The organism is Actinomycetota bacterium (genome assembly GCA_030019255.1).
In the GTDB taxonomy this organism is placed as follows: domain Bacteria; phylum Actinomycetota; class Geothermincolia; order Geothermincolales; family RBG-13-55-18; genus Solincola_A.
The window spans coordinates 17,668-35,853 of the sequence record JASEFK010000004.1; the positions used below are offsets into that span (position 1 = coordinate 17,668).

19 protein-coding genes and 1 pseudogene are annotated in these 18,186 nt (G+C 56.6%); 11 read left to right on the top strand and 9 right to left on the bottom strand.

All coding sequences use genetic code 11. The features are described 5' to 3' along the window. Positions 1-26 precede the first annotated feature (26 nt). The 8 genes from QME84_04325 to QME84_04360 all read right to left on the bottom strand — a co-directional run bounded on the left by QME84_04325 (position 27) and on the right by QME84_04360 (position 9,799). The gene (locus QME84_04325; protein ID MDI6873493.1) at positions 27-479 is read right to left on the bottom strand and encodes an archease; all 453 of its coding nucleotides are present in this window, start codon (positions 477-479) and stop codon (positions 27-29) included. Beyond that, on the bottom strand, positions 440-2,908 hold the full coding sequence (gene gyrA / locus QME84_04330) for a DNA gyrase subunit A (protein MDI6873494.1): 2,469 nt from the start codon (positions 2,906-2,908) through the stop codon (positions 440-442). Before gyrA ends, QME84_04325 begins: the two co-directional genes overlap by 40 nt. Before the next feature lie 43 nt (positions 2,909-2,951). Next, on the bottom strand, positions 2,952-4,871 hold the full coding sequence (gyrB, locus tag QME84_04335) for a DNA topoisomerase (ATP-hydrolyzing) subunit B (GenBank protein ID MDI6873495.1): 1,920 nt from the start codon (positions 4,869-4,871) through the stop codon (positions 2,952-2,954). 112 nt (positions 4,872-4,983) lie between these two features. Then, positions 4,984-5,262 carry a DUF721 domain-containing protein gene (locus QME84_04340; protein MDI6873496.1) on the bottom strand — a complete coding sequence of 93 codons (279 nt, stop codon included), beginning with the start codon at positions 5,260-5,262 and terminating at the stop codon, positions 4,984-4,986. Positions 5,263-5,451: 189 nt separating this feature from the next. Beyond that, positions 5,452-6,483 carry a DNA replication and repair protein RecF gene (recF, locus tag QME84_04345; GenBank protein ID MDI6873497.1) on the bottom strand — a complete coding sequence of 344 codons (1,032 nt, stop codon included), beginning with the start codon at positions 6,481-6,483 and terminating at the stop codon, positions 5,452-5,454. Positions 6,484-6,488: 5 nt separating this feature from the next. Beyond that, entirely contained in the window at positions 6,489-7,577 is a 1,089-nt protein-coding gene (gene dnaN, locus QME84_04350; protein MDI6873498.1) for a DNA polymerase III subunit beta, read from the bottom strand. A gap of 253 nt (positions 7,578-7,830) precedes the next feature. Beyond that, on the bottom strand, positions 7,831-9,165 hold the full coding sequence (gene dnaA / locus QME84_04355; GenBank protein ID MDI6873499.1) for a chromosomal replication initiator protein DnaA: 1,335 nt from the start codon (positions 9,163-9,165) through the stop codon (positions 7,831-7,833). 49 nt (positions 9,166-9,214) lie between these two features. Continuing rightward, the gene (locus tag QME84_04360; GenBank protein ID MDI6873500.1) at positions 9,215-9,799 is read right to left on the bottom strand and encodes an ATP-binding protein; all 585 of its coding nucleotides are present in this window, start codon (positions 9,797-9,799) and stop codon (positions 9,215-9,217) included. A gap of 620 nt (positions 9,800-10,419) precedes the next feature. Between QME84_04360 and QME84_04365 the strand changes: the two are divergent. The 11 genes and pseudogenes from QME84_04365 (at position 10,420) to QME84_04415 (ending at position 17,245) form a co-directional block, all read left to right on the top strand. Further along, positions 10,420-10,698 (top strand): annotated as a pseudogene (locus tag QME84_04365) (UPF0236 family protein). 44 nt (positions 10,699-10,742) lie between these two features. Beyond that, positions 10,743-11,399 (top strand): UPF0236 family protein, encoded by a 657-nt coding sequence (locus tag QME84_04370; GenBank protein MDI6873501.1) that lies wholly within the window; start codon positions 10,743-10,745, stop codon positions 11,397-11,399. 56 nt (positions 11,400-11,455) lie between these two features. Beyond that, positions 11,456-11,809: a hypothetical protein gene (locus QME84_04375; protein MDI6873502.1), complete on the top strand. Its 354-nt coding sequence runs from the start codon at positions 11,456-11,458 to the stop codon at positions 11,807-11,809. A 113-nt stretch (positions 11,810-11,922) separates the two neighbouring features. Further along, the gene (rpmH, locus tag QME84_04380) at positions 11,923-12,057 is read left to right on the top strand and encodes a 50S ribosomal protein L34 (protein ID MDI6873503.1); all 135 of its coding nucleotides are present in this window, start codon (positions 11,923-11,925) and stop codon (positions 12,055-12,057) included. Positions 12,058-12,061: 4 nt separating this feature from the next. Continuing rightward, on the top strand, positions 12,062-12,409 hold the full coding sequence (gene rnpA, locus QME84_04385; GenBank protein ID MDI6873504.1) for a ribonuclease P protein component: 348 nt from the start codon (positions 12,062-12,064) through the stop codon (positions 12,407-12,409). Between the two features lie 14 nt (positions 12,410-12,423). Further along, positions 12,424-12,630, top strand: a complete 207-nt coding sequence (yidD, locus tag QME84_04390; protein MDI6873505.1) for a membrane protein insertion efficiency factor YidD — start codon at positions 12,424-12,426, stop codon at positions 12,628-12,630. Positions 12,631-12,633: 3 nt separating this feature from the next. Next, a complete protein-coding gene (locus tag QME84_04395; protein ID MDI6873506.1) occupies positions 12,634-13,698 on the top strand; it encodes a YidC/Oxa1 family membrane protein insertase in 1,065 nt (354 codons plus the stop codon). 37 nt (positions 13,699-13,735) lie between these two features. Further along, positions 13,736-14,200 carry an RNA-binding cell elongation regulator Jag/EloR gene (gene jag / locus QME84_04400; GenBank protein MDI6873507.1) on the top strand — a complete coding sequence of 155 codons (465 nt, stop codon included), beginning with the start codon at positions 13,736-13,738 and terminating at the stop codon, positions 14,198-14,200. Between the two features lie 468 nt (positions 14,201-14,668). Next, positions 14,669-15,388 carry a 16S rRNA (guanine(527)-N(7))-methyltransferase RsmG gene (gene rsmG / locus QME84_04405; protein MDI6873508.1) on the top strand — a complete coding sequence of 240 codons (720 nt, stop codon included), beginning with the start codon at positions 14,669-14,671 and terminating at the stop codon, positions 15,386-15,388. Between the two features lie 236 nt (positions 15,389-15,624). Continuing rightward, positions 15,625-16,386, top strand: a complete 762-nt coding sequence (locus tag QME84_04410; protein ID MDI6873509.1) for a ParA family protein — start codon at positions 15,625-15,627, stop codon at positions 16,384-16,386. Further along, the gene (locus QME84_04415; protein ID MDI6873510.1) at positions 16,379-17,245 is read left to right on the top strand and encodes a ParB/RepB/Spo0J family partition protein; all 867 of its coding nucleotides are present in this window, start codon (positions 16,379-16,381) and stop codon (positions 17,243-17,245) included. Before QME84_04410 ends, QME84_04415 begins: the two co-directional genes overlap by 8 nt. Here QME84_04415 and QME84_04420 read toward each other — a convergent pair. Continuing rightward, positions 17,242-18,180: a D-alanine--D-alanine ligase gene (locus QME84_04420; GenBank protein MDI6873511.1), complete on the bottom strand. Its 939-nt coding sequence runs from the start codon at positions 18,178-18,180 to the stop codon at positions 17,242-17,244. The two genes, QME84_04415 and QME84_04420, sit on opposite strands and share 4 nt — an antisense overlap. Positions 18,181-18,186: the final 6 nt, after the last annotated feature.

An 18,186-nucleotide genomic window follows, 5' to 3' on the forward strand; every position in this document is an offset into this window, starting at 1 on the left:
CGCGGGCAACATGGCCCACAGCCGTATTAGACGTCGAATATCACCTGGGCGACCCAGGTGCCGTTCTCCTCACTCAGCTGCAGCATGTGGTAGGTGGGGGCCTTTATCTCGCCGGAGACCTTGTGTCTGGCCGGGTCCAGGGGCTCCCCCAACCCCCAGCCCTCGACCCGATCCCCGGTCACCTCGCGAACCTCGAAATCACCGAACGCCCAGCCCTCCACCTCCACCAGGAAGAGGATCTCCGAGAGCCATCTCACCAGCAGCTCCTCGGGCCCGGAGGCTCGGGCCCGGATGTCCTTCCTCTCCCTGGGCTCCACGCTCCCCACGTCCAGGATAAGGGACATCATCCCCAGGGCGCAGCTGGCGAAAGCCTCCTCTCTCGACCTCCCGTAGGCCCTTATTCCCACGTCCGCAGTGTGCTCGATAACTTCGAACCTCTTCAGCTCTCCTCCCCCTCTTCCTCTTTTTCCTCCGACCACCCCTCGCGGGAGGCGAGGTGGGCGATGGAGGCCACCCGGTCCTCCTCCCGTAGGCTCATGACTCTGACCCCCTGGGTGGCTCGTCCCATGCGGGAGATGTCCTCCGCCGGCACCCTGATGACCACTCCCTCCACGGATATGGCCATCAGTTCCTGGTTGTCCCTGACCACCCTGGCGCCCACTATCTTTCCCCTGGTCCCGCCTGCGGCGATGGTGCGCACCCCCTTGCCTCCGCGGTGGTGCCTGGGGTACTTGGATATGGCCGTTCGCTTCCCGTATCCCTGCTCGGTGATCACGAAAAGGTCGGCGTCCTCGGTGGCGATGCCCATGGCGATGACCTCGTCCCCCGGGGAGAGGCTTATCCCCCGCACGCCGCGGGTGTTCCTTCCCATGGGCCGGCAGTCCGTCTCCGGGAAGCGGAGGGCCTGTCCCTCCCGGGTCACCAGCATGAGATCGCTGTGCCCGTCGGTGAGCCGGGTGTCGATGACCTCGTCCCCCTCCTGCAAGTCTATGGCTATGAGCCCGTCCCGGCGCGGAGAATCGTAATACTTGAACGGGGTCTTCTTGATCATGCCCTTCCTGGTGGCCATGACCAGGTAGCTTTCCTCCGGGTACTCCCGGGTGGCAATCACCGAGCATATCTTCTCGTCCGGTCCGAGGGGTAGCAGGTTCACCAGTGCCTGTCCCCTCGAGGTGCGTGAACCCTCGGGAAGTTCATAAACTTTCAGTCGGTAAGACTTGCCGCGATTGGAAAAGAAGTGGATGTAATGGTGGGTGGAGGCCACGAAGAGGTGTTCCACGAAATCGCCCTCCTTGAGGTTCATGCCCGTCACCCCCTTACCCCCCCTCCTCTGGGTCCGGTAGGTAGCGATGGGAAGCCTCTTCACGTAACCGGAATGGGTGATGGTCACCACCACCTCCTCCTCTGCGATCAGGTCCTCGATCTCCAGGTCCTCGTAGTCGGGAACTATCTCCGTGCGGCGGGGGTCGGCGTATCTCTTCTTTATCTCCGTGAGCTCCTCCACGATCAGGGCACGCACCTTCTTCTCGTCAGCCAGGATCTCCCGGAGGCGCGCTATCTCCTTCTTGAGCTCCTTGTGCTCCTCGCGGACCTTCTCCCTCTCCAGCCCGGTCAGGCGCTGGAGCCTCATGTCCAGTATGGCCTGGGCCTGTTCCTCGCTCAGTTTGAAGCGCATCATCAACCCGTCCCTGGCGTCCTGAACGGTGCGCGACTTCTTTATCAGATCGATCACCGCGTCCAGGTTGGCCAGGGCCACCAGCAGGCCTTCCAGGATGTGTGCCCTCCTCTCCGCCCTGTCCAGCTCGAAACGGGTCCTTCTGGTAATAACTTCCACTTGGTGCGCTACGTAGGCCGCCAGTGCCTCCTTCAGAGATAGGATGCGCGGTACCCCGTCTACCAGGGCCAGCATGATGATGCCGAAGGACTCCTGGAGCTGGGTGTGCTTGTACAGCTGGTTGAGGACCACCTGGGGGGCCGCTTCCTTGCGCAGCTCCACCACCAGCCTCATGCCGGTGCGATCACTCTCGTCCCTGAGATCGGCTATTCCCTCCAGCTTCTTGCTTCTTACCAGCTCGGCTATGCGCTCCGTGAGACGCGCCTTGTTTACCTGGAAGGGGATCTCGGTTATAACGATGCGGCTCCTTCCCGACTTGGTCTGCTCGATGTGCGCCCTCCCGCGCACCTTTATGACTCCCCTTCCCGTCTCGTATGCCTCCCTCAAGCCCTCCAGGCCCATAACCACGCCGCCGGTGGGAAAGTCGGGCCCCTTGATGTAGCGCATCAGCTCCCGCGAGTCGAGTTCCGGGTTTTCGATGAGGGCCACGGTTGCGTCTATGACCTCTCCCAGGTTGTGCGGGGGTATGTTGGTGGACATACCCACTGCTATGCCCGACGAGCCGTTCGCCAGCAGGTTGGGGAACCGCGAGGGGAGAACGGTGGGCTCCTGGAGGGAGCCATCGTAGTTGGGCGTGAAGTCCACGGTGTCCTTGTCGATGTCCCGTAAAAGCTCCATGCTGATGGGGGAAAGCCTGGCCTCCGTGTAGCGCATGGCCGCCGGGCTGTCCCCGTCCACGGAACCGAAGTTCCCGTGTCCGTCCACCAGCTCGTAGCGGCTGGAAAAGTCCTGGGCCATGCGTACCAGGGTGTCATATATGGCGGCATCCCCGTGTGGGTGATACTTCCCCATGACATCTCCCACCACCCTGGCCGACTTGCGGTAAGGGCGGTTAGGGGTCAGGTTCTGCTCGAACATGCCGTAGAGGATGCGGCGGTGAACGGGCTTCAGCCCGTCCCGCACATCAGGCAGCGCTCTCCCCACGATTACGCTCATGGCGTAATCGATATAGGAGCGGCGCATCTCCTCCTCTATCTCCACGGTCTTCACTTTTCCAGACAATGCCTGCACCATTTCCGCATCCTCCCGTTAGCGAGGCCCGTGCGGGTTCCCAGCCTCAGATGTCCAGGAAGCGCACGTTCTTGGCGTGTTTCTGGATGAACTGCCGGCGGGCTTCCACGTCGTCGCCCATGAGGGTGTTGAATATCTCGTCGGCAATGATGGCGTCCTCCAGGGTCACCTGGATGAGGACTCTCTTCTCCGGGTTCATGGTGGTCTCCCAGAGTTGTTCGGCATTCATTTCACCCAGGCCCTTGTACCTCTGGATCTCGTACTTCCGCCCGTCAAAGCGTTTAAGGAGCTCCTCCAACTCAGCGTCGTTGTAGGCGTAGTAGTCCGTTTTATCGCAGTGGATGCGGTACAGGGGAGGCTGGGCGATGTACACGTAACCGGCCTCGATCATCTCCTGCATGTAGCGGAAGAAGAAGGTCAGGATGAGGGTCCTTATGTGGGCCCCATCCACGTCGGCGTCGGTCATGATGATGGCCTTGTGGTACCTGGCCTTGGATATATCAAACTCCTCACCTATACCGGTCCCCGCGGCGGATATTATGGCTTGTATCTCACTATTGTTCAGTATTTTGTGTAGCCTGGCCTTCTCCACGTTGAGGATCTTCCCCTTCAGCGGCAAAATGGCCTGGAATCTACGGTCCCTGGCCTGCTTGGCCGACCCCCCCGCGGAGTCCCCTTCCACCAGGTATATCTCGCACAGGGAGGGATCCCTCATGGTGCAGTCGGCCAGCTTCCCGGGAAGCGAGGTGCTCTCCAGTAGGCTCTTGCGACGGGTCAGCTCTCGAGCGTGCCGTGCAGCCATCCGCGCCTTGGAGGCCCCTACAACCTTGTTCACTATGGCCCTGGCCTCGGCGGGGTTTTCCTCCATCCACTCCGAGAGCTTGGTGTTCACCGTGGATTCCACGAAACCCTTAATGTCCGTGTTCCCCAGCTTGGTCTTGGTCTGCCCCTCGAACTGCGGCTCCTTCAGCTTCACGCTGATAATGGCCGCGAGACCCTCCCTGACGTCCTCACCTATTAGGTTGGGGTCCTTTTCCTTGAGGAAGCCCTTCTTACGTGCGTAGTCGTTGATCACCCTGGTCAGCGCCGACTTGAACCCGGCAAGGTGGGTCCCTCCCTCGTGGGTGTTTATGTTATTGGCGAAGGTGTATATGTTCTCCACATACCCCTTGTTGTACTGCATGGCTATCTCTACCTGCGCCTCCTCCTGCTCGGAGCTCATGAAGATTATCTTGTCGTGGAGGGGCTCCTTACTGGAATTGACGTGCTTTATGAAGTCGATGATTCCACCCTCGTACTTGTAGACCACTTCCTCCGGCGGATCCTTCCTCTCGTCCCGAATCTCGATACGCAGTCCACGGTTGAGGAAGGCCATCTCCCGCATGCGCTGGGCGATGGTGTCGAAGTCAAACTCCACCGTCTCGAATACTTCCGGGTCGGGGGCGAACCTGATGATGGTCCCCGTTCGCTTTGACTCACCCACCACCTGAAGTTCTGTGGTAGGTACCCCCCTCTCATATCTCTGTTGGTATACCTTTCCGTCCCTCCCTACCTCGAGAATCAGCCATTTCGAGAGTGCGTTCACCACGGAAACGCCCACTCCATGCAGGCCCCCGGAAACCTTGTACACCTTTCCTCCGAACTTTCCACCGGCGTGTAGGGTGGTGAGAACGACCTCCGCCGCCGGTCTCTTCTGCTTCTCCATGATGCCCACCGGGATGCCACGGCCGTCGTCGACCACGGTGATACTGTTGTCCCGGTGTATGGTTATCCATATGTTATGGCAATAGCCGGCCAGGCATTCGTCTATACTGTTATCCACCACCTCGTACACCAGGTGGTGGAGTCCCCTCGGCCCCGTGGAGCCGATATACATACTGGGCCTTTTCCTTACTGCCTCCAGACCCTCCAGGACGGCTATCGACGTTTCGTCGTATACTTCAGCAGTGTCCTTTACTCCGGACATCTTTCCTCCATCGTCCAATATTGATTCCGATTTTTTGCTTTCCCAACAGTTAAATTATAACACTTCGGGGGTGTTTCACGTGAAAACGGGGGGTTAAATCTTTTATATAAGGTTAAACTTTAGGTTTAACCTTTATAACGATGCCCTCTATTCTTAGCCCCGTCATATCCTCCAGCCTTCCCAGGAGTTCCTCCCTACGCATACTCAGTTCTTGCGCCCAGGCGTGCGAGCTTACCCTTATCACCAGCTTTCCTCCTCTGAAGCCGCAGGGAACCCCTTCCGGAACCCCCTCCATCTCCCCCCATGCCCTCTTTACCTTCAGAAGGTCCTCCACCCTCCCCAGCCCTTCCTCGACGAGCGTCTCCCTTAAAAGATCGCCTATATCCCTCATATGCGCTCCCTGTAAAACCCTCGCACATGTCCATCTTAAACTCTCCCGGGGACACGAAGCCCGCGCCGGCCGCCGCCAAGGCTGCGTTAGAGGTTTCCTGTGCGTTTCCTCGCTGGTAAAATGCAGCCGTCCACCGTACCGTCACCGGTAGATAATACAGTTTTACTTTGGCCTGACTTCCTGGGCCATTCATGTCCCGCATTTTAGGGCATCCAGGTTGATAATCCTTTCCGCCGTCGTCTCCCTGATTTCCTCCGTCGAGGTCACCAACACCTGCTCCCTACGCTTAAGATTCACCGCGAGCCTCTCGCGGTTCCCGGAGTCAAGCTCGGAGAAGCAGTCGTCAAACAACAGGAGTACCTTTTTGGGGGTCCGTTCCTCTATTATCCTCGCCTGTACCATCCTGCAGGCCAGGCAGAACATCTTCTGTTCTCCCTGCGAACCCTCCCTTCGCAGGTTCCTTCCGCCGAGGTAAAAGACCACCTCATCCCGATGCGGTCCGGAGAGGGTCATTCCCTTTCTTATTTCCGCCTCCTCCATCCTCTCCAGCTTTTCCAGGTTGTCCTCCTCACTCTCCACCGAGAAGCTCGAATAATACTTGACTTCCACCTCCCCCATACCCCAGTCCTTCGTCTCCTCTTCCAGCATGCTGGACATGAGGTAGAGCGCCGCCCGCCTCTCACGCACTATCTCCATCCCCTGTCTCACGAGCAGAAGGTTCCAGTTCCTGATGTCGTCTGCCCTCCAGGTCTCCTTTCTCACCATCCGAAGGGCATGGTTTCTCTGCTTGAGGGTACGGTTGTATCCCTTTATAAGTTCCCCGTAGGACGCTTTCACCGCTTTTATGGTCTCGTCCACAAATCTCCTTCTCCATTCCGGGTTACCCTTCACCAGAAAAATGTCATCGGGAACGAAGGCCACCGCTCCGGCGGTTTTTAACCTCTTTTTTAATGTGTTTTCCCCTCTCCTCAGGACCACCTTCCCTCTTTCCTCCACCTCCCCTGTCAAGCAACCTTCTACCCAACCTATCTCTTCCCCACTCCTTATCATCTCCTGCATATCGGCTCCTTTTATGGACCTGCCCTCCACAAGATAAAAAACGGCCTCGAGAAGGTTTGTCTTCCCGACGCCGTTCTCTCCCACGATGAGGTTCAATCCCGGACCGAAGTATACTTCGAGGTCCTTGTGGTTTCTAAAGTTTTTTATCTTAACACCCGCCAACAATTTCAAATCCTTACGGGCATAATAATATAAATAAAATCCTCGCTCCCCTTTTCCTTTATCACCCCCGGTTTTAAGGGTTCATTTATGCCCATGACCACGGTATCACCTTCGACCGAAGTTATACCGTCCTCCAAAAACTTGCCGTTGAAGGCAATGGTGACCGGCTCACCTTCGTAATCCACGGCGAGGGTTTCCCTTCCCTCCCCTACATCCCTCGACTCGCTGTTCAAGATTATCCTTCCCGGTTCTACCTGCAACTTTATGATGCTGTTTACCAGGGATGCCCTTTTAAGGGCGCTGAGTAGATCTTCCTTCGCCACTTCTACCATCTTCTCCATACTCTCCGGTATAAACTGTTCGTAGCGCGGAAATTTGCCCTCTATGAGCCTGACGGTAAAACCCGTGTTTCCATCATAAAATTTCAGTTGTCCTGCATTATCATCCCTAAATACTTTTATCGCACCGTTCTCGTTCACGTGCCTGGAAAAATTATGAAGAGGTGCGGCAGGAATGATGTAACTTCCCCTCTCTTCTGCCCTGAATCCCTCCCTTATCTTCTTAATGGCAAGGCGATAACTATCCGTACTTACCAGCCTCATCTCCTCCCCATCGAAGTCCATATAAATCCCGGTTAAGGTTGGTCTCTTCTCATCCCTTGAGGCCGCCTTTGAGACAACCTGGACGGATCGCGAGAAGAGAGATGGTTCGAGGTTGTCTATGACCAACGTGCCGACTTCAGGTGGAGTGGGAAAATCGTCCTTCGGCATGGTGAAGATCTTGAAGACATTATTTTCACCTACCACCTGCAGCTCGTTTCCCGTCAATTCCAGCACCATCTTCTCGTCCTTAAAATCACGCGATAGCTCGAGAAGTATCTTGTGGTTGACCACACAGCTTCCTTCATCCTCCACGTTCGCTGCACAATAAGTGGTCGTTGAGGACTCAAGGTCCGTGGTATATACCTTGACCCCATCACCATGGGCATCGAGTACGACACCGGAAAGAATGGGCATTACACTCCTCGAGCTAACGGAGAGCTGCACGAGTTGGAGGGCCTTCTGAAAGTCATCCTTCAAGACCTCGAATCTCATCACCCATGCCTCCTTACTAATATCAATGGAAATTTAAAAACCATATTCATTGTATTATTCCATGCGCAAAGCGCGGAAAAGTCGGTAATCGGGCATCCGAAGAGGAAGTCTGGGTTCCAGTGGTTGTGTAAAACGCTGTGTAAAAACAATGAATGGATGTGTGTAAACAGTGTACTGCATGAGTTCCGCTTCCGGTAAGGATGTAGAAACCCCGTAACTTATAAACATCCTACCTCCTTCTGGTTACCGATTTTCAACATTTTTTCAACCGGTTGGTTATCTTCTGTACCATGTTGTATATATCCCTCTTTTCCTTCATAAGCTCCCTTATTTTTTCCACGGAGTGTATGGCCGTGGAGTGATGCCTCCCCCCGAGGGCGCTGCTGATGGCGGGGAGAGAGGCGTCGGTCAGCTCTCGGCAGAGATACATACATATCTGGCGAGCCGTAACCAGATGCCTTGAACGGTTTGCGCTCTTTAACTGGTCGACCGTAATATTGAAGCACTCCGCAGTGACACTGATTATCTGGTCGATGGTTATGTTGGTAGAGGGTTCCTCCGGAAGGATGTCGCGGAGAACCTCGGCGGCGAGATCAACGCTTATGGGCTGCTTTATGAGGTTGGAGTAGGCCACAACCCGTATAAGGGCGCCCTCGAGTTCTCGAATGTTGGACTCAAAGCGAGATGCTATGTAATAGATTACGTCGTCGGGGACCTCTTTTTTATCAAGGTCCACCTTCTTCTTGAGGATGGCTATGCGCGTTTCGAGGTCCGGGGGTTGGATGTCGGTTATCAAACCCCATTCGAACCTGGATATTAACCTGTCCTCGAGGTTAGGAATATCCTTGGGAGGACGATCGCTGCTCAGAACGATCTGCTTGTTGTTATTATGCAGGTCGTTGAAGGTGTGAAAAAACTCTTCCTGCATTCGTTCCTTATTAGCCAGGAACTGAATGTCGTCGACCAGAAGCATGTCGTTGGACCTGTACTTCTTTTGGAAGCTAGGGACCCTCTTGTCGCGGATGGCGTCTATGTAATCGTTAACAAACTTCTCCGTGGAAACGTAGGTGATTTTAAGGTTGGGATAAAGCTTTTTAGTATAATGGCCTATAGCGTTCATGAGATGGGTCTTACCGAGGCCCACGCCTCCGTAGATGTAAAGTGGATTGTAACACGTTGGATTTTCCGAGACGGACAGGGCAGCGGCGTGGGCGAAGCGGTTACTGGGTCCTATAACAAAGGTATCGAACGTAAACCTAGGGTTTAAATCCGAGGAAGCGGTGTCCTCATCAAGCAAGTTAACGTCGAGAAAAACCGGCTTCCTACTTCCCTTTTTTCTACGGTCCTTGAAGGTGAGCCTTACTTCTCTAACCCCGTCAAAGGTGTCTCTTGCTACCTCTTGTATAAGTTTAAGATAGCGCTTGTCCACCCACTCCTTGGTGAAGATATTATTAGTGTAGAGCACCAGTGTGTCCCCCTCCACTCCCTCGAAGTGAACATTCTTTAACCAGATGGAGGAGGAATCAGGAATGCGTTCCTGTATTTTTTCCACGCATTTATCCCACAAGTGGCCGGTCTTAGGGGTCATAGGATCATCCCCCGAGGTGGGTCGCCGAACGCATCACAAACGTATTCTATTATAGCGACAGAATGCTCTGCAAGTAGGACTTGCCGGCATCGGACAGGAATCTTTTTCCATCTGACGACCGCGCTATAAGGCCCAGTTGCTCAAGCCTGACGAGCTCACGATGGGCGGTGCTCAGGCTTATCCCCAGCTCCTCGGCAACTTGGGAGGGACCGACGAACTCCTCCTCGGTGAGGAGGAAGAGGATGTTGTTCTGACGATGCGAGAGACGTTCCTCCAGGCCCGAGTAAGGCGAGGCGAGAGCGTGGCCGTTGGTCAGGGAAACCGCAACGTAAGTCCCCTCACCGGGATGGCTGAAGACCTGGAGCTCCCCACCGAGGTCTCCCACCTCCTTCTCCGCGAGATAGAAACCGAGTCCCACGCCGCGAATCACGGAACGGTGTATCTCCGTGGCGGTGGAATAACCCGGCTCCAGGGCGAGGTCCAGCCGACTGATACCAGGCCCCGTGTCCGAGATGTAGAACCGCTCCAGGGAGGGGTCCACCACCACGGAGGCGGCACAGGGAACGGCGTGAACGAGGTTGTCGATCAACTCGCGGAGGGTGGTCTCCGGAGGTTGCGGAAGCGCGGGCTCCAAGGCGGTCATCACTATGTCGACCACACGTTCGCGGAATGAAGGGAAGTCATTCATTACAACGTCGTGAACCAGGAAACCGTTTCCGTCGGGAACTGCGACCCTGGTGTGAGGAGGCTTTATAAACCAGCCCGCTTCCGAATCTCCCGCTCTATCCATCGTTTTTCACCCCCTTTTCACGTTTATGAAAAACCCTTGTAAATGGGGAAAAAGTTCCCGAAGCGTGAGAAATAGAACCGGGGTTGTGTACAAACGCGCTTCCTTAAAAGCGCTGGAATGCAGCCGTCACGGCCCAGGTATGACGGAACCTGGGAGCCCCCTGAAAACAAGCGTGTAAGCGGTAAAACAGAGTTTTCCACAGCTTTTTCAACACCTGTTGATAACCAGCCTATCCCCACCGCCGCGCTCGAGAGCAAGTCAGATTATAGCAAGGGTGCGAAGGGCGATTAAGGGGCATTTTTGACAGAAATGAGTCTGCCAGGCAGAGGGAGATCGTGGGGCTGGTGCTGTATTGTTTCAGTAGGCACGTTAGGGTTGAAAAAGATGAGAGACCACCCTATCCTCCCGGCAAAACAAGGAGAAGAGAAGCAAGAAGTGATCTCTAATTGCACAATCTCCAATCCATGGTACTACATTTAGTCACCGAAGCGAATAGCCTGGAGGAGCTGGAGAAGAAGGTGGCCGAGGTGGTCTTCGAGCTGGGCCGAGCCCTGCTCAAGGCGGCCTACAAACACCTGGACGAAAAGCTTTCCAGGGAGAGGGAAAAGGGGCTCCGTAACCTCGGGATGAGAAAGAGGGACATCCTCACCCGCTTCGGGGTCATCACCGTGAGGAGGAGGTACTTCAGGGACCGGGAGAGGCGCCACCGCTTCCTTTTAGACGAAGCCCTGGGCTGGGCAAAGGGGGCCTGGCCTTGAGCCCCACCCTAGAGGGCGAGGTCTTGAGGATGGCAAGCGAGACCTCCTTCCGCAAGGCATCCCGGTACCTCTCCCTCTTCCTGGCCCAGGAGGTGGACCACAACCTCTCCTCCACCGCCGGGTTCAGGAGAGGATGTCCGAGCGGACGGAGGAAAAGAGGAAAAGGGCGGGGGACCTCTTCCTCCGGGGCGCACTTCCCCCTCGCAGAAAAGAAGGCCCGGAGGTTGTTCATGGAGGCGGAAGGCTGCCTGGTCTCCACCCAGAGGAGAGGGGGCAAAAAGCACGAGCTCAAGGTGGGCATCTCCTACGAGGGCTGGTCCCCCCGGGGCGAGGGGAAGTGGAAAACCCGGGGAAGGCGGGTCTTCCTCTCCACCTCCGAGGGGGCCACCTTCCTCTCCGAATGGAGCGCCGATCTCGCCACCGTCTACGACCCTTCCGGGGTTTCCGAGATCATCTGGTCCTCCAACAGGGCCTTCTGGCTCAAGAGGGCCCCCGACCTCTTCTCCTCCACCTTCGCCCAGCTTTCCCGCTTCCACCTGAGAGGGTCCCTCGCCCGTGCCCTGGGCTTCTCAAGCGAGGCCTCCAGGCTCTTTTGCCTGGTCTGCGAGAAAAAGGCGAGGGAGGTGATCGCAGAGCTCGAAAAACACCAGGAAGAGGCCGTCGAGGAGAAAAGAAAAAAAGGATAGCGGGGGCCATCTCCTATCTCTCCTCCTTCTCCGGCTGGCTTTCCGACTGGAGGAATGTGCTCGCGGCTTCGGAGGACGACCGCTCCCCCGGGGCCATAGAGTCAAACATGGACAAGCTCGCCTCCGACCGCTTCAAGAAGCGGGGCATGAGCTGGTCCCGCAAGGGCGCGGACTCCATGTGCCAGATCGTGGAGCCCAGGGAAAACGGGGAGCTTCCCGCCTCCGTCTTGCGGAAAAGGAGGATCAAAGAGCGGACGGAGAAGAAGATCCTGGCCTCCCTCAGAAGGGAGGTGAGAAAAGATCCGGAAGCCTGGCTCCGAAAGCACATGCCGCTGCTCGAGTCAAGAAGCGGCGATCCCTGGGTGAAGGAAGTGCTCCGAGGGCTTGCTGGTTATTCAATGATCGCTTGAGATGTTTTGTCGGGATGAGGCGCCTACTTTTTGTGGACAGTAACGTGGGGCTCGGGTTTCTTGACACCTGCATGGGGCGCCGATATAATCTTCCTGCTTTAGCGGAGGCAGAGATGAAGAGAACCTATCAGCCGAATACCAGAAAAAGGAAAAAGAACCACGGGTTTCGAAAGAGGATGAGCACCCGTGCCGGTCGCGCTATACTCAAGAGGAGGAGGCTGAAGGGCAGGAAAAGGCTAAGCGCCTGAACGCATGGAAACCCTTAAAAAGAGCCGCGACTTCAAGAGGGTGCTGCAAGGCGGGGACCGGGAGAAACTGGAAAATATTGTCATTTTCGCGCTGCCCAACCCGGAGGGACCGACAAGGATCGGGATATCGGTGACCAGGAGGGTGGGTGGCAGCGTCAGAAGGAACCGAATAAAGAGGAGGATAAGGGAGGCGGTCTGGAGGAACGCCTCCCTTTTACCGCGGGGTGTGGACATGGTGATCCTCGCCGGAGCAAAATGTTACGACACGGAGTTTAACCGCATTGAGAGAGATATAAAGGTCTTTATCGAAAGATGGAAGGAAAGAGAGGAGCGGAGGAAGGAAAGGCGCTGAGTTTTCCGGCCAGGATGGCCGTATGGATTATCAGGGCCTACAGGGTAATGATCTCGAGTTGGACTCCGCCGAGGTGCAGGTTCTACCCTACGTGTTCGCAGTACATGATACAGGCAGTGGAAAGGTACGGCTTCCTTAGGGGAGGCCTGATGGGAGCACGAAGGATCCTCCGCTGCCACCCGCTGTGTGAAGGCGGATATGACCCCGTCCCGGAGCGATAAGCCATGATGAGTGTATGGTCCGAGATATGGAACGGGATAGTAGCGTTTTTTAATGTTCTGCTGCAGGCCTTTTACGGGTTCAGCGGAAATTACGGGCTGGCCATTATTATCCTCACCGTGCTCATTAAACTCGTCCTGCTCCCGCTGACTATAAAACAGACCAGGTCCATGTTGGCCATGCAGAAGATACAGCCGGAGATAAGGAAGATACAGGAAAAATACAAGGACGACAAGGAACGTCTCTCCCAGGAGATGATGAAGTTTTACCGGGAGAACAAGATCAACCCACTGGGAGGCTGCCTTCCGCTCCTCCTGCAGCTTCCCGTGTTCTTCGCGCTTTTCACGGTATTAAGGAAATACCTTCTGACGCCGCCGGCCCTACTTATCGGAAATACCTACTCCGTTTTCGGCGGCATGGACCTGCTGGGGGGAGCCGCATACTCTATGCTGCCCGCGGTCAAGCGGGCCGGCTTCTTATGGATGGGGAACCTTGCCGACACCACTCGCATCGCGGATCCTTATTTCGTACTCATCATCCTCCTCGCCGCCTCGACTTGGTATTCCCAGAAACAGGTCATGACCGACCCCCGGCAGAAGAACATGATGATCATAATGCCCATCTTCACCGCCTTCATAGGGTACAGCCTCCCGGCTGGAGTGGCCCTTTACTGGGTCACCACCAACGTCCTACAAATATTGCAGCAGTGGGGAATGGAGTTATATGACAAGAAGTTTAAGAAAGAAAAAGACGAGAAAGCGCGCCTACCACAGAGGGTGGAGAAAGCCGGCAAGGGAGAGGCGGTGAAGAAAAAGCCTGCCGCCAAAGCGGGATCACCGAAATCGGCGGACCAGGGCAAAGAAAGAAAAACCCCCTCCAAGGGACCGGCTAAGGCGGCGGTCGGGGATAAGCGGGCGAAAACCGGCCAGGGAAAGGCATCCGCTCGCGGTCCGGCCACCGCGAAATCGGGCGCCAAGAAGGCGGATGCAGGCAAGACCGGAACCTCCGGAGGGACCGGAAAAAAGCGTCCCAAGACCCCTCCCCCGGGATCGAGGGCCAAGAAGCGGTGAGTGATGGGGAGGCCTGGAGTAAAGAAGGAGCAAGGCCATGGAGATGACGGACAAGAGAAATACCCCCAAGAGCATCGTGGTGGACATCGTCAATCTCATGAACCTCAGAACCAGGGTGACCTCGTGGGAGGACGAGGAAGAGGTGCATGTTGATATCTGGGGAGAGGACCTGGGGATCCTTATTGGCAAGGGAGGCGCTACCCTGCAGGCGCTCCAGGATCTGGTAACGGTGATAGCGAGAAAAAAAGGACACACCAACAGGAGAATAACCGTAGATGTGGAGCGGTACAAGGAAAGAAAGCGCCAAAGACTCAGGGATTACGCCGAGAGGATGGCGGAGAAGGCGACCAGCACGGGGAGGCCGGTGAAGCTGGAGCCCATGAGCCCAAGGGAGAGAAAGATAGTACACGACACCCTGAAGGAAATCCCTGGAGTGGAAAGCTTCAGCGAGGGCGAAGAGCCGCATAGAAGAGTGATAATCAGGCCGGTGAAGGCGGAATAGAGCTTCGAGCGCAAGAAGGCACGCTGGACGCGATGGCATTGTTTCACGTGAAACAGAGTTCTTGTATGGTCGGCCGAGCCGAAGGCACGCCTGTATGAGCCTACGGATCGCCGGAGATGTCCAGTACCCCCTAAAGTATTGGGGCCGCTGATGGGGCAGGCGGTTCCTCCACCACAAAGTCGTCAACGGGCAAGAGGAAAGCTCGACCAGAACTTCAAATTAATTTGCCAAAACGGCCATCACAAGCAAATTAGGCGATAGGCAGTCAAATTTGTTTCACGTGAAACTTGCGCAAAGGAAAGGCGAGAATTAAATAGAAGAAAAAAGTGTCACCACTCAATGCGAGAATCGAGGAGGGGTTAGGTAGAGCTTGCAGAAAGCGGGGCCTTGAGGCGGGGAAACAACGCGGGTGGCGCGCCTTTCACGGTAAGCATTCAGACAAAGAGGTCGAAATGCGGGTCAACTGAAATGGACGAGAGCGTACAGCAGGAAGACATAACCACCAAGGAGAGAGCGGAGCGGGTTTACCAGGCCATAAGGAAGGTTGCAGGAAGGCTGGGCATCGATATATCCCAGGAAAGGCTGGATGCATCGGTCGTCTATGTGGAGGAGTTGTTGCGCTGGAACAAGGCCTTCAACCTGGTGGGAAGGCGGCTTGACCTGGAGGGCGTGATGCTCCTGTTTCTGGATTCCCTTACTCCATTAGCCGTGAAGGATATTTTTCCGGAGGGTGTGGAGGTGTTGGACATCGGGAGCGGCGCCGGGATGCCGGGCATACCCTTGTACATCATCGGGGGCCCCTTTTCGCTGACCATGGTCGAGTCGCAGAGAAAAAGGGTTACCTTTATAAGGCACATATGCCGCAGGCTCGGACTTTCCAGGGCCAGCGTTTATCCCGGCAGGCTCGAAGAGATGCAGAAGGAGGAAGACCTCTCGAGTGCTTTCGATGTTGGGTTGGCTAGGGCGGTTATGGATCCCCTAAAACTGCTGAAAATTGCGGGTCCCGTGATAAGCGAGGGGGGGAAACTGGTGTTGTTCGTGGGAAAGGGGGACGCGGAGCGGTTGAGAAGGGGCTTACTGGATCTGGAAAGAAAGGGCTGGAAATTGGAAGGCCTAAGGTCCACCCAGCGATATGTGGGCAGGGAAAATTATCTCGCCGTCTTAAAGAAAACCTCACAGACGGGGTGACAGAGGCAAGGGGAACTTATTATGAGGTGAGGAAAAGGAAAGAGGAGGGTTAAAGCGAGCCGTTTCTGACCCAAATGCGTCAGCGAAACGTAGCGCGCGTTCCAAGGAGCGCGAAAAGACGCGGGCGTACGGGTGTGCGGAAGCAAGTGGGTTCCGGAAAACAAGAGACGTTGTATTACCGAGAATAAGGGGTGAGGGCCATGGAAGAGGAAGAGATCGGACCGGAGCGCACAGAAATCGCTAAAGTAGTGGCAATCGCCAACCAGAAAGGCGGCGTGGGAAAGAGCACCACGGCGATAAATCTGGGCGCCTACCTGGCCCTGGAGGGAAAGCGGGTGCTGGTTATCGACCTGGACCCCCAGAGTAACGCCACCAGCGGCCTGGGGGTGGGCCCCTGTCTTGAGGGGCAGCAAATATATGACGTGTTGGTGAACGAGGTGCCGCTGAAGGAGGTCATAGTTCCAACTTCCACCCCGGGCCTTGACCTGGCACCTTCCTCCCTGCGCCTTGCCGGGGCGGAGGTGGAGTTGGTTTCCGTGTTCTCCAGGGAGAGCAGGCTGAGGAAGGGCATCGAGCCCGTAAAAGGGGAATACGACATTATATTGGTTGACTGCCCCCCGTCGCTCGGACTGCTCACCGTCAACGCGCTTGCTGCGGCTGATGAGGTGCTCATCCCCATACAGTGCGAATACTACGCCCTTGAGGGGCTGGTGCTGCTGCTGCGCACCATAGAGAAGATAAAGGTATATTTAAATCCGGGGCTTCGCATAGGAGGCATACTTCTGACCATGCATGACCCGAGGACCAACATATCCAGACAGGTCATGGAGGAGGTGAGGAAACAATACCCGAGGGAGACGTTTCGTACGGTGATTCCCAGGAACGTTCGTTTGAGCGAGGCACCGAGTTACGGAAAGCCCATCTCGGAATATGATCCGTTCTCTAAGGGGGCACTGGCCTATCATGAGTTGGCGAAGGAAGTGATGTCACATGGCTAAGAGAGGCTTGGGAAAGGGGCTCGGGGCGTTAATCTCATCGAGCACTGCCGCGGAGCAGCCGCGCTACGAGATGATACCGGTGGACAGCATCTCCCCCAGCCCGCTTCAACCGAGGAAAAAATTCAAGGAGGAAAGCCTGGAGGAGCTCGCCGCATCTCTCAAGGAGCACGGTGTGGTGCAGCCGGTTATCGTGCGCCCCTCGGGGGCGGGGTATGAGCTCCTGGTGGGGGAAAGAAGGTGGAGGGCCGCCCAACTGGCGGGATTGAAATCCATCCCTGCGGTGGTGAGGGAGGCCGAGCCTTCGGAATGTCTGCAGGTGGCGCTGGTAGAGAACCTGCACCGGGATGACCTCAACGGCATCGAGGAGGCGAGTGCCTACCGCCAGCTTATGGAGGAATTCGGCCTGACACAGGAAGAGATATCCCAAAAAGTGGGGAAATCCAGGTCGGCGGTGGCCAACGCGCTCCGCTTGCTTCAACTTCCAGTAGAGATTCAGGCTTCCGTGGTGGCGGAGGAGATCACCGTGGGCCACGCCCGGGCGCTCCTGGCGCTTCAGGGAGACCCGTATCAGGAAATCCTCCTCAAGCGGATAATCGAGGAGGGGCTCTCCGTGCGGGAGACGGAGGAATTGGTGCGCAGGAGGCTGAGCGGCGCGGGGGCTGAAAAGGAGAGAACCAGGGAAAAGCCGAAACAACTCCAGCATTACGCGGAACTCATATCCGCCAGCCTGCAGGCGCGGGTTAAGGTGGTGCAGGGCAAGAGAAAGGGCAAAATAGTCATCGAGTTCAAGGGAGAGAAGGACCTGAAAAGGTTGCTCAAGGAGATCGGCGTCCAGGTCGAGGAGGCCACCCCCGATTAAGCGTATTTCTCCAGGGCCAGGTCGACCAAGCGCTCCACCAGGCGCGTGAAGGACATGCCTGCCGCCTCCGCGGCCAGGGGTAGCAGGCTGGAATCGGTCATCCCCGGACTGATGTTCAATTCCAGGACCATGGGCACGCCCTCCCGGTCCACGATGATGTCCACCCGGGAGAGGTTCTGGCATTCCAGGCTGCGATGGGCCTTGAGGGCCACCTCGACGACCCTCCGGGCGGTCTCTTCGGGAAGGCGGGCTGGACAGTAGTAGTCGGTGGCCCCCAGGGTGTAGCGGGATTCGAAATCGAAGAAGCCGGCGTGGGGAACGACCTCCACCACGGGTAGGGCCTCCAGCTCGCTGTTGCCCAGGATGCTCACGGCCACCTCTGTTCCGGAAACGAACTTCTCCAGGAGGATCCTGTCGTCGTAATGGAGGGCCGAACGGACGGCCTCAGGCAGGGCGTCCTCCTCCTCCACGATCCTTACCCCCAGCGCAGATCCCTGGGCCACCGGCTTCACCACCAGCGGATATCCCAACTTCTCCCCCGCAGTGGACAGAGCGGCCACGGCACCCATTTCCTCGAAGGTAGCCTCGCTGAGCACGAAGAAGGGAGGGGTGGGGATGTCGTTGCGGATGAAGATCTCCTTGGAAAGGGCCTTGTTGAAGCCCATCGCGCTGGCGTAGACGCCCGGTCCTGTGTACGGTATGCCCAGGATCTCCAGCAGCTCCTGCACCGTACCGTCCTCGCCGAACTTGCCGTGAAGGGCTATGTAGACCAGGTCAAGTCCAGCCTTTTTGAGGTTGGGGACCAGGCTTTCATCCACGTCGAACTCCACCACCTCGTGGCCCAGCTCCTCTAGAGCCCGGGCAACCCTCCTTCCGGAACGCAGGGATATGTCCCTTTCCAGAGACCTGCCTCCCATGAGAACGCCGATACGCATCACCCT

What these genes read in the sequence shown, in the direction of transcription:
- dnaN (MDI6873498.1), bottom strand. Translation starts at nt 7,577, where the DNA reads ATGAGATTCGAGGTCTTGAAGGATGACTTTCAGAAGGCCCTCCAACTC.
- QME84_04370 (MDI6873501.1), top strand. Translation starts at nt 10,743, where the DNA reads ATGGCAAGCGAGACCTCCTTCCGCAAGGCATCCCGGTACCTCTCCCTC.
- QME84_04395 (MDI6873506.1), top strand. Translation starts at nt 12,634, where the DNA reads ATGATGAGTGTATGGTCCGAGATATGGAACGGGATAGTAGCGTTTTTT.
- QME84_04415 (MDI6873510.1), top strand. Translation starts at nt 16,379, where the DNA reads ATGGCTAAGAGAGGCTTGGGAAAGGGGCTCGGGGCGTTAATCTCATCG.
- QME84_04420 (MDI6873511.1), bottom strand. Translation starts at nt 18,180, where the DNA reads ATGCGTATCGGCGTTCTCATGGGAGGCAGGTCTCTGGAAAGGGACATA.
- dnaA (MDI6873499.1), bottom strand. Translation starts at nt 9,165, where the DNA reads ATGACCCCTAAGACCGGCCACTTGTGGGATAAATGCGTGGAAAAAATA.
- rsmG (MDI6873508.1), top strand. Translation starts at nt 14,669, where the DNA reads ATGGACGAGAGCGTACAGCAGGAAGACATAACCACCAAGGAGAGAGCG.
- jag (MDI6873507.1), top strand. Translation starts at nt 13,736, where the DNA reads ATGGAGATGACGGACAAGAGAAATACCCCCAAGAGCATCGTGGTGGAC.
- yidD (MDI6873505.1), top strand. Translation starts at nt 12,424, where the DNA reads ATGGCCGTATGGATTATCAGGGCCTACAGGGTAATGATCTCGAGTTGG.
- rpmH (MDI6873503.1), top strand. Translation starts at nt 11,923, where the DNA reads ATGAAGAGAACCTATCAGCCGAATACCAGAAAAAGGAAAAAGAACCAC.
- gyrA (MDI6873494.1), bottom strand. Translation starts at nt 2,908, where the DNA reads ATGGTGCAGGCATTGTCTGGAAAAGTGAAGACCGTGGAGATAGAGGAG.
- QME84_04340 (MDI6873496.1), bottom strand. Translation starts at nt 5,262, where the DNA reads ATGAGGGATATAGGCGATCTTTTAAGGGAGACGCTCGTCGAGGAAGGG.
- gyrB (MDI6873495.1), bottom strand. Translation starts at nt 4,871, where the DNA reads ATGTCCGGAGTAAAGGACACTGCTGAAGTATACGACGAAACGTCGATA.
- rnpA (MDI6873504.1), top strand. Translation starts at nt 12,062, where the DNA reads ATGGAAACCCTTAAAAAGAGCCGCGACTTCAAGAGGGTGCTGCAAGGC.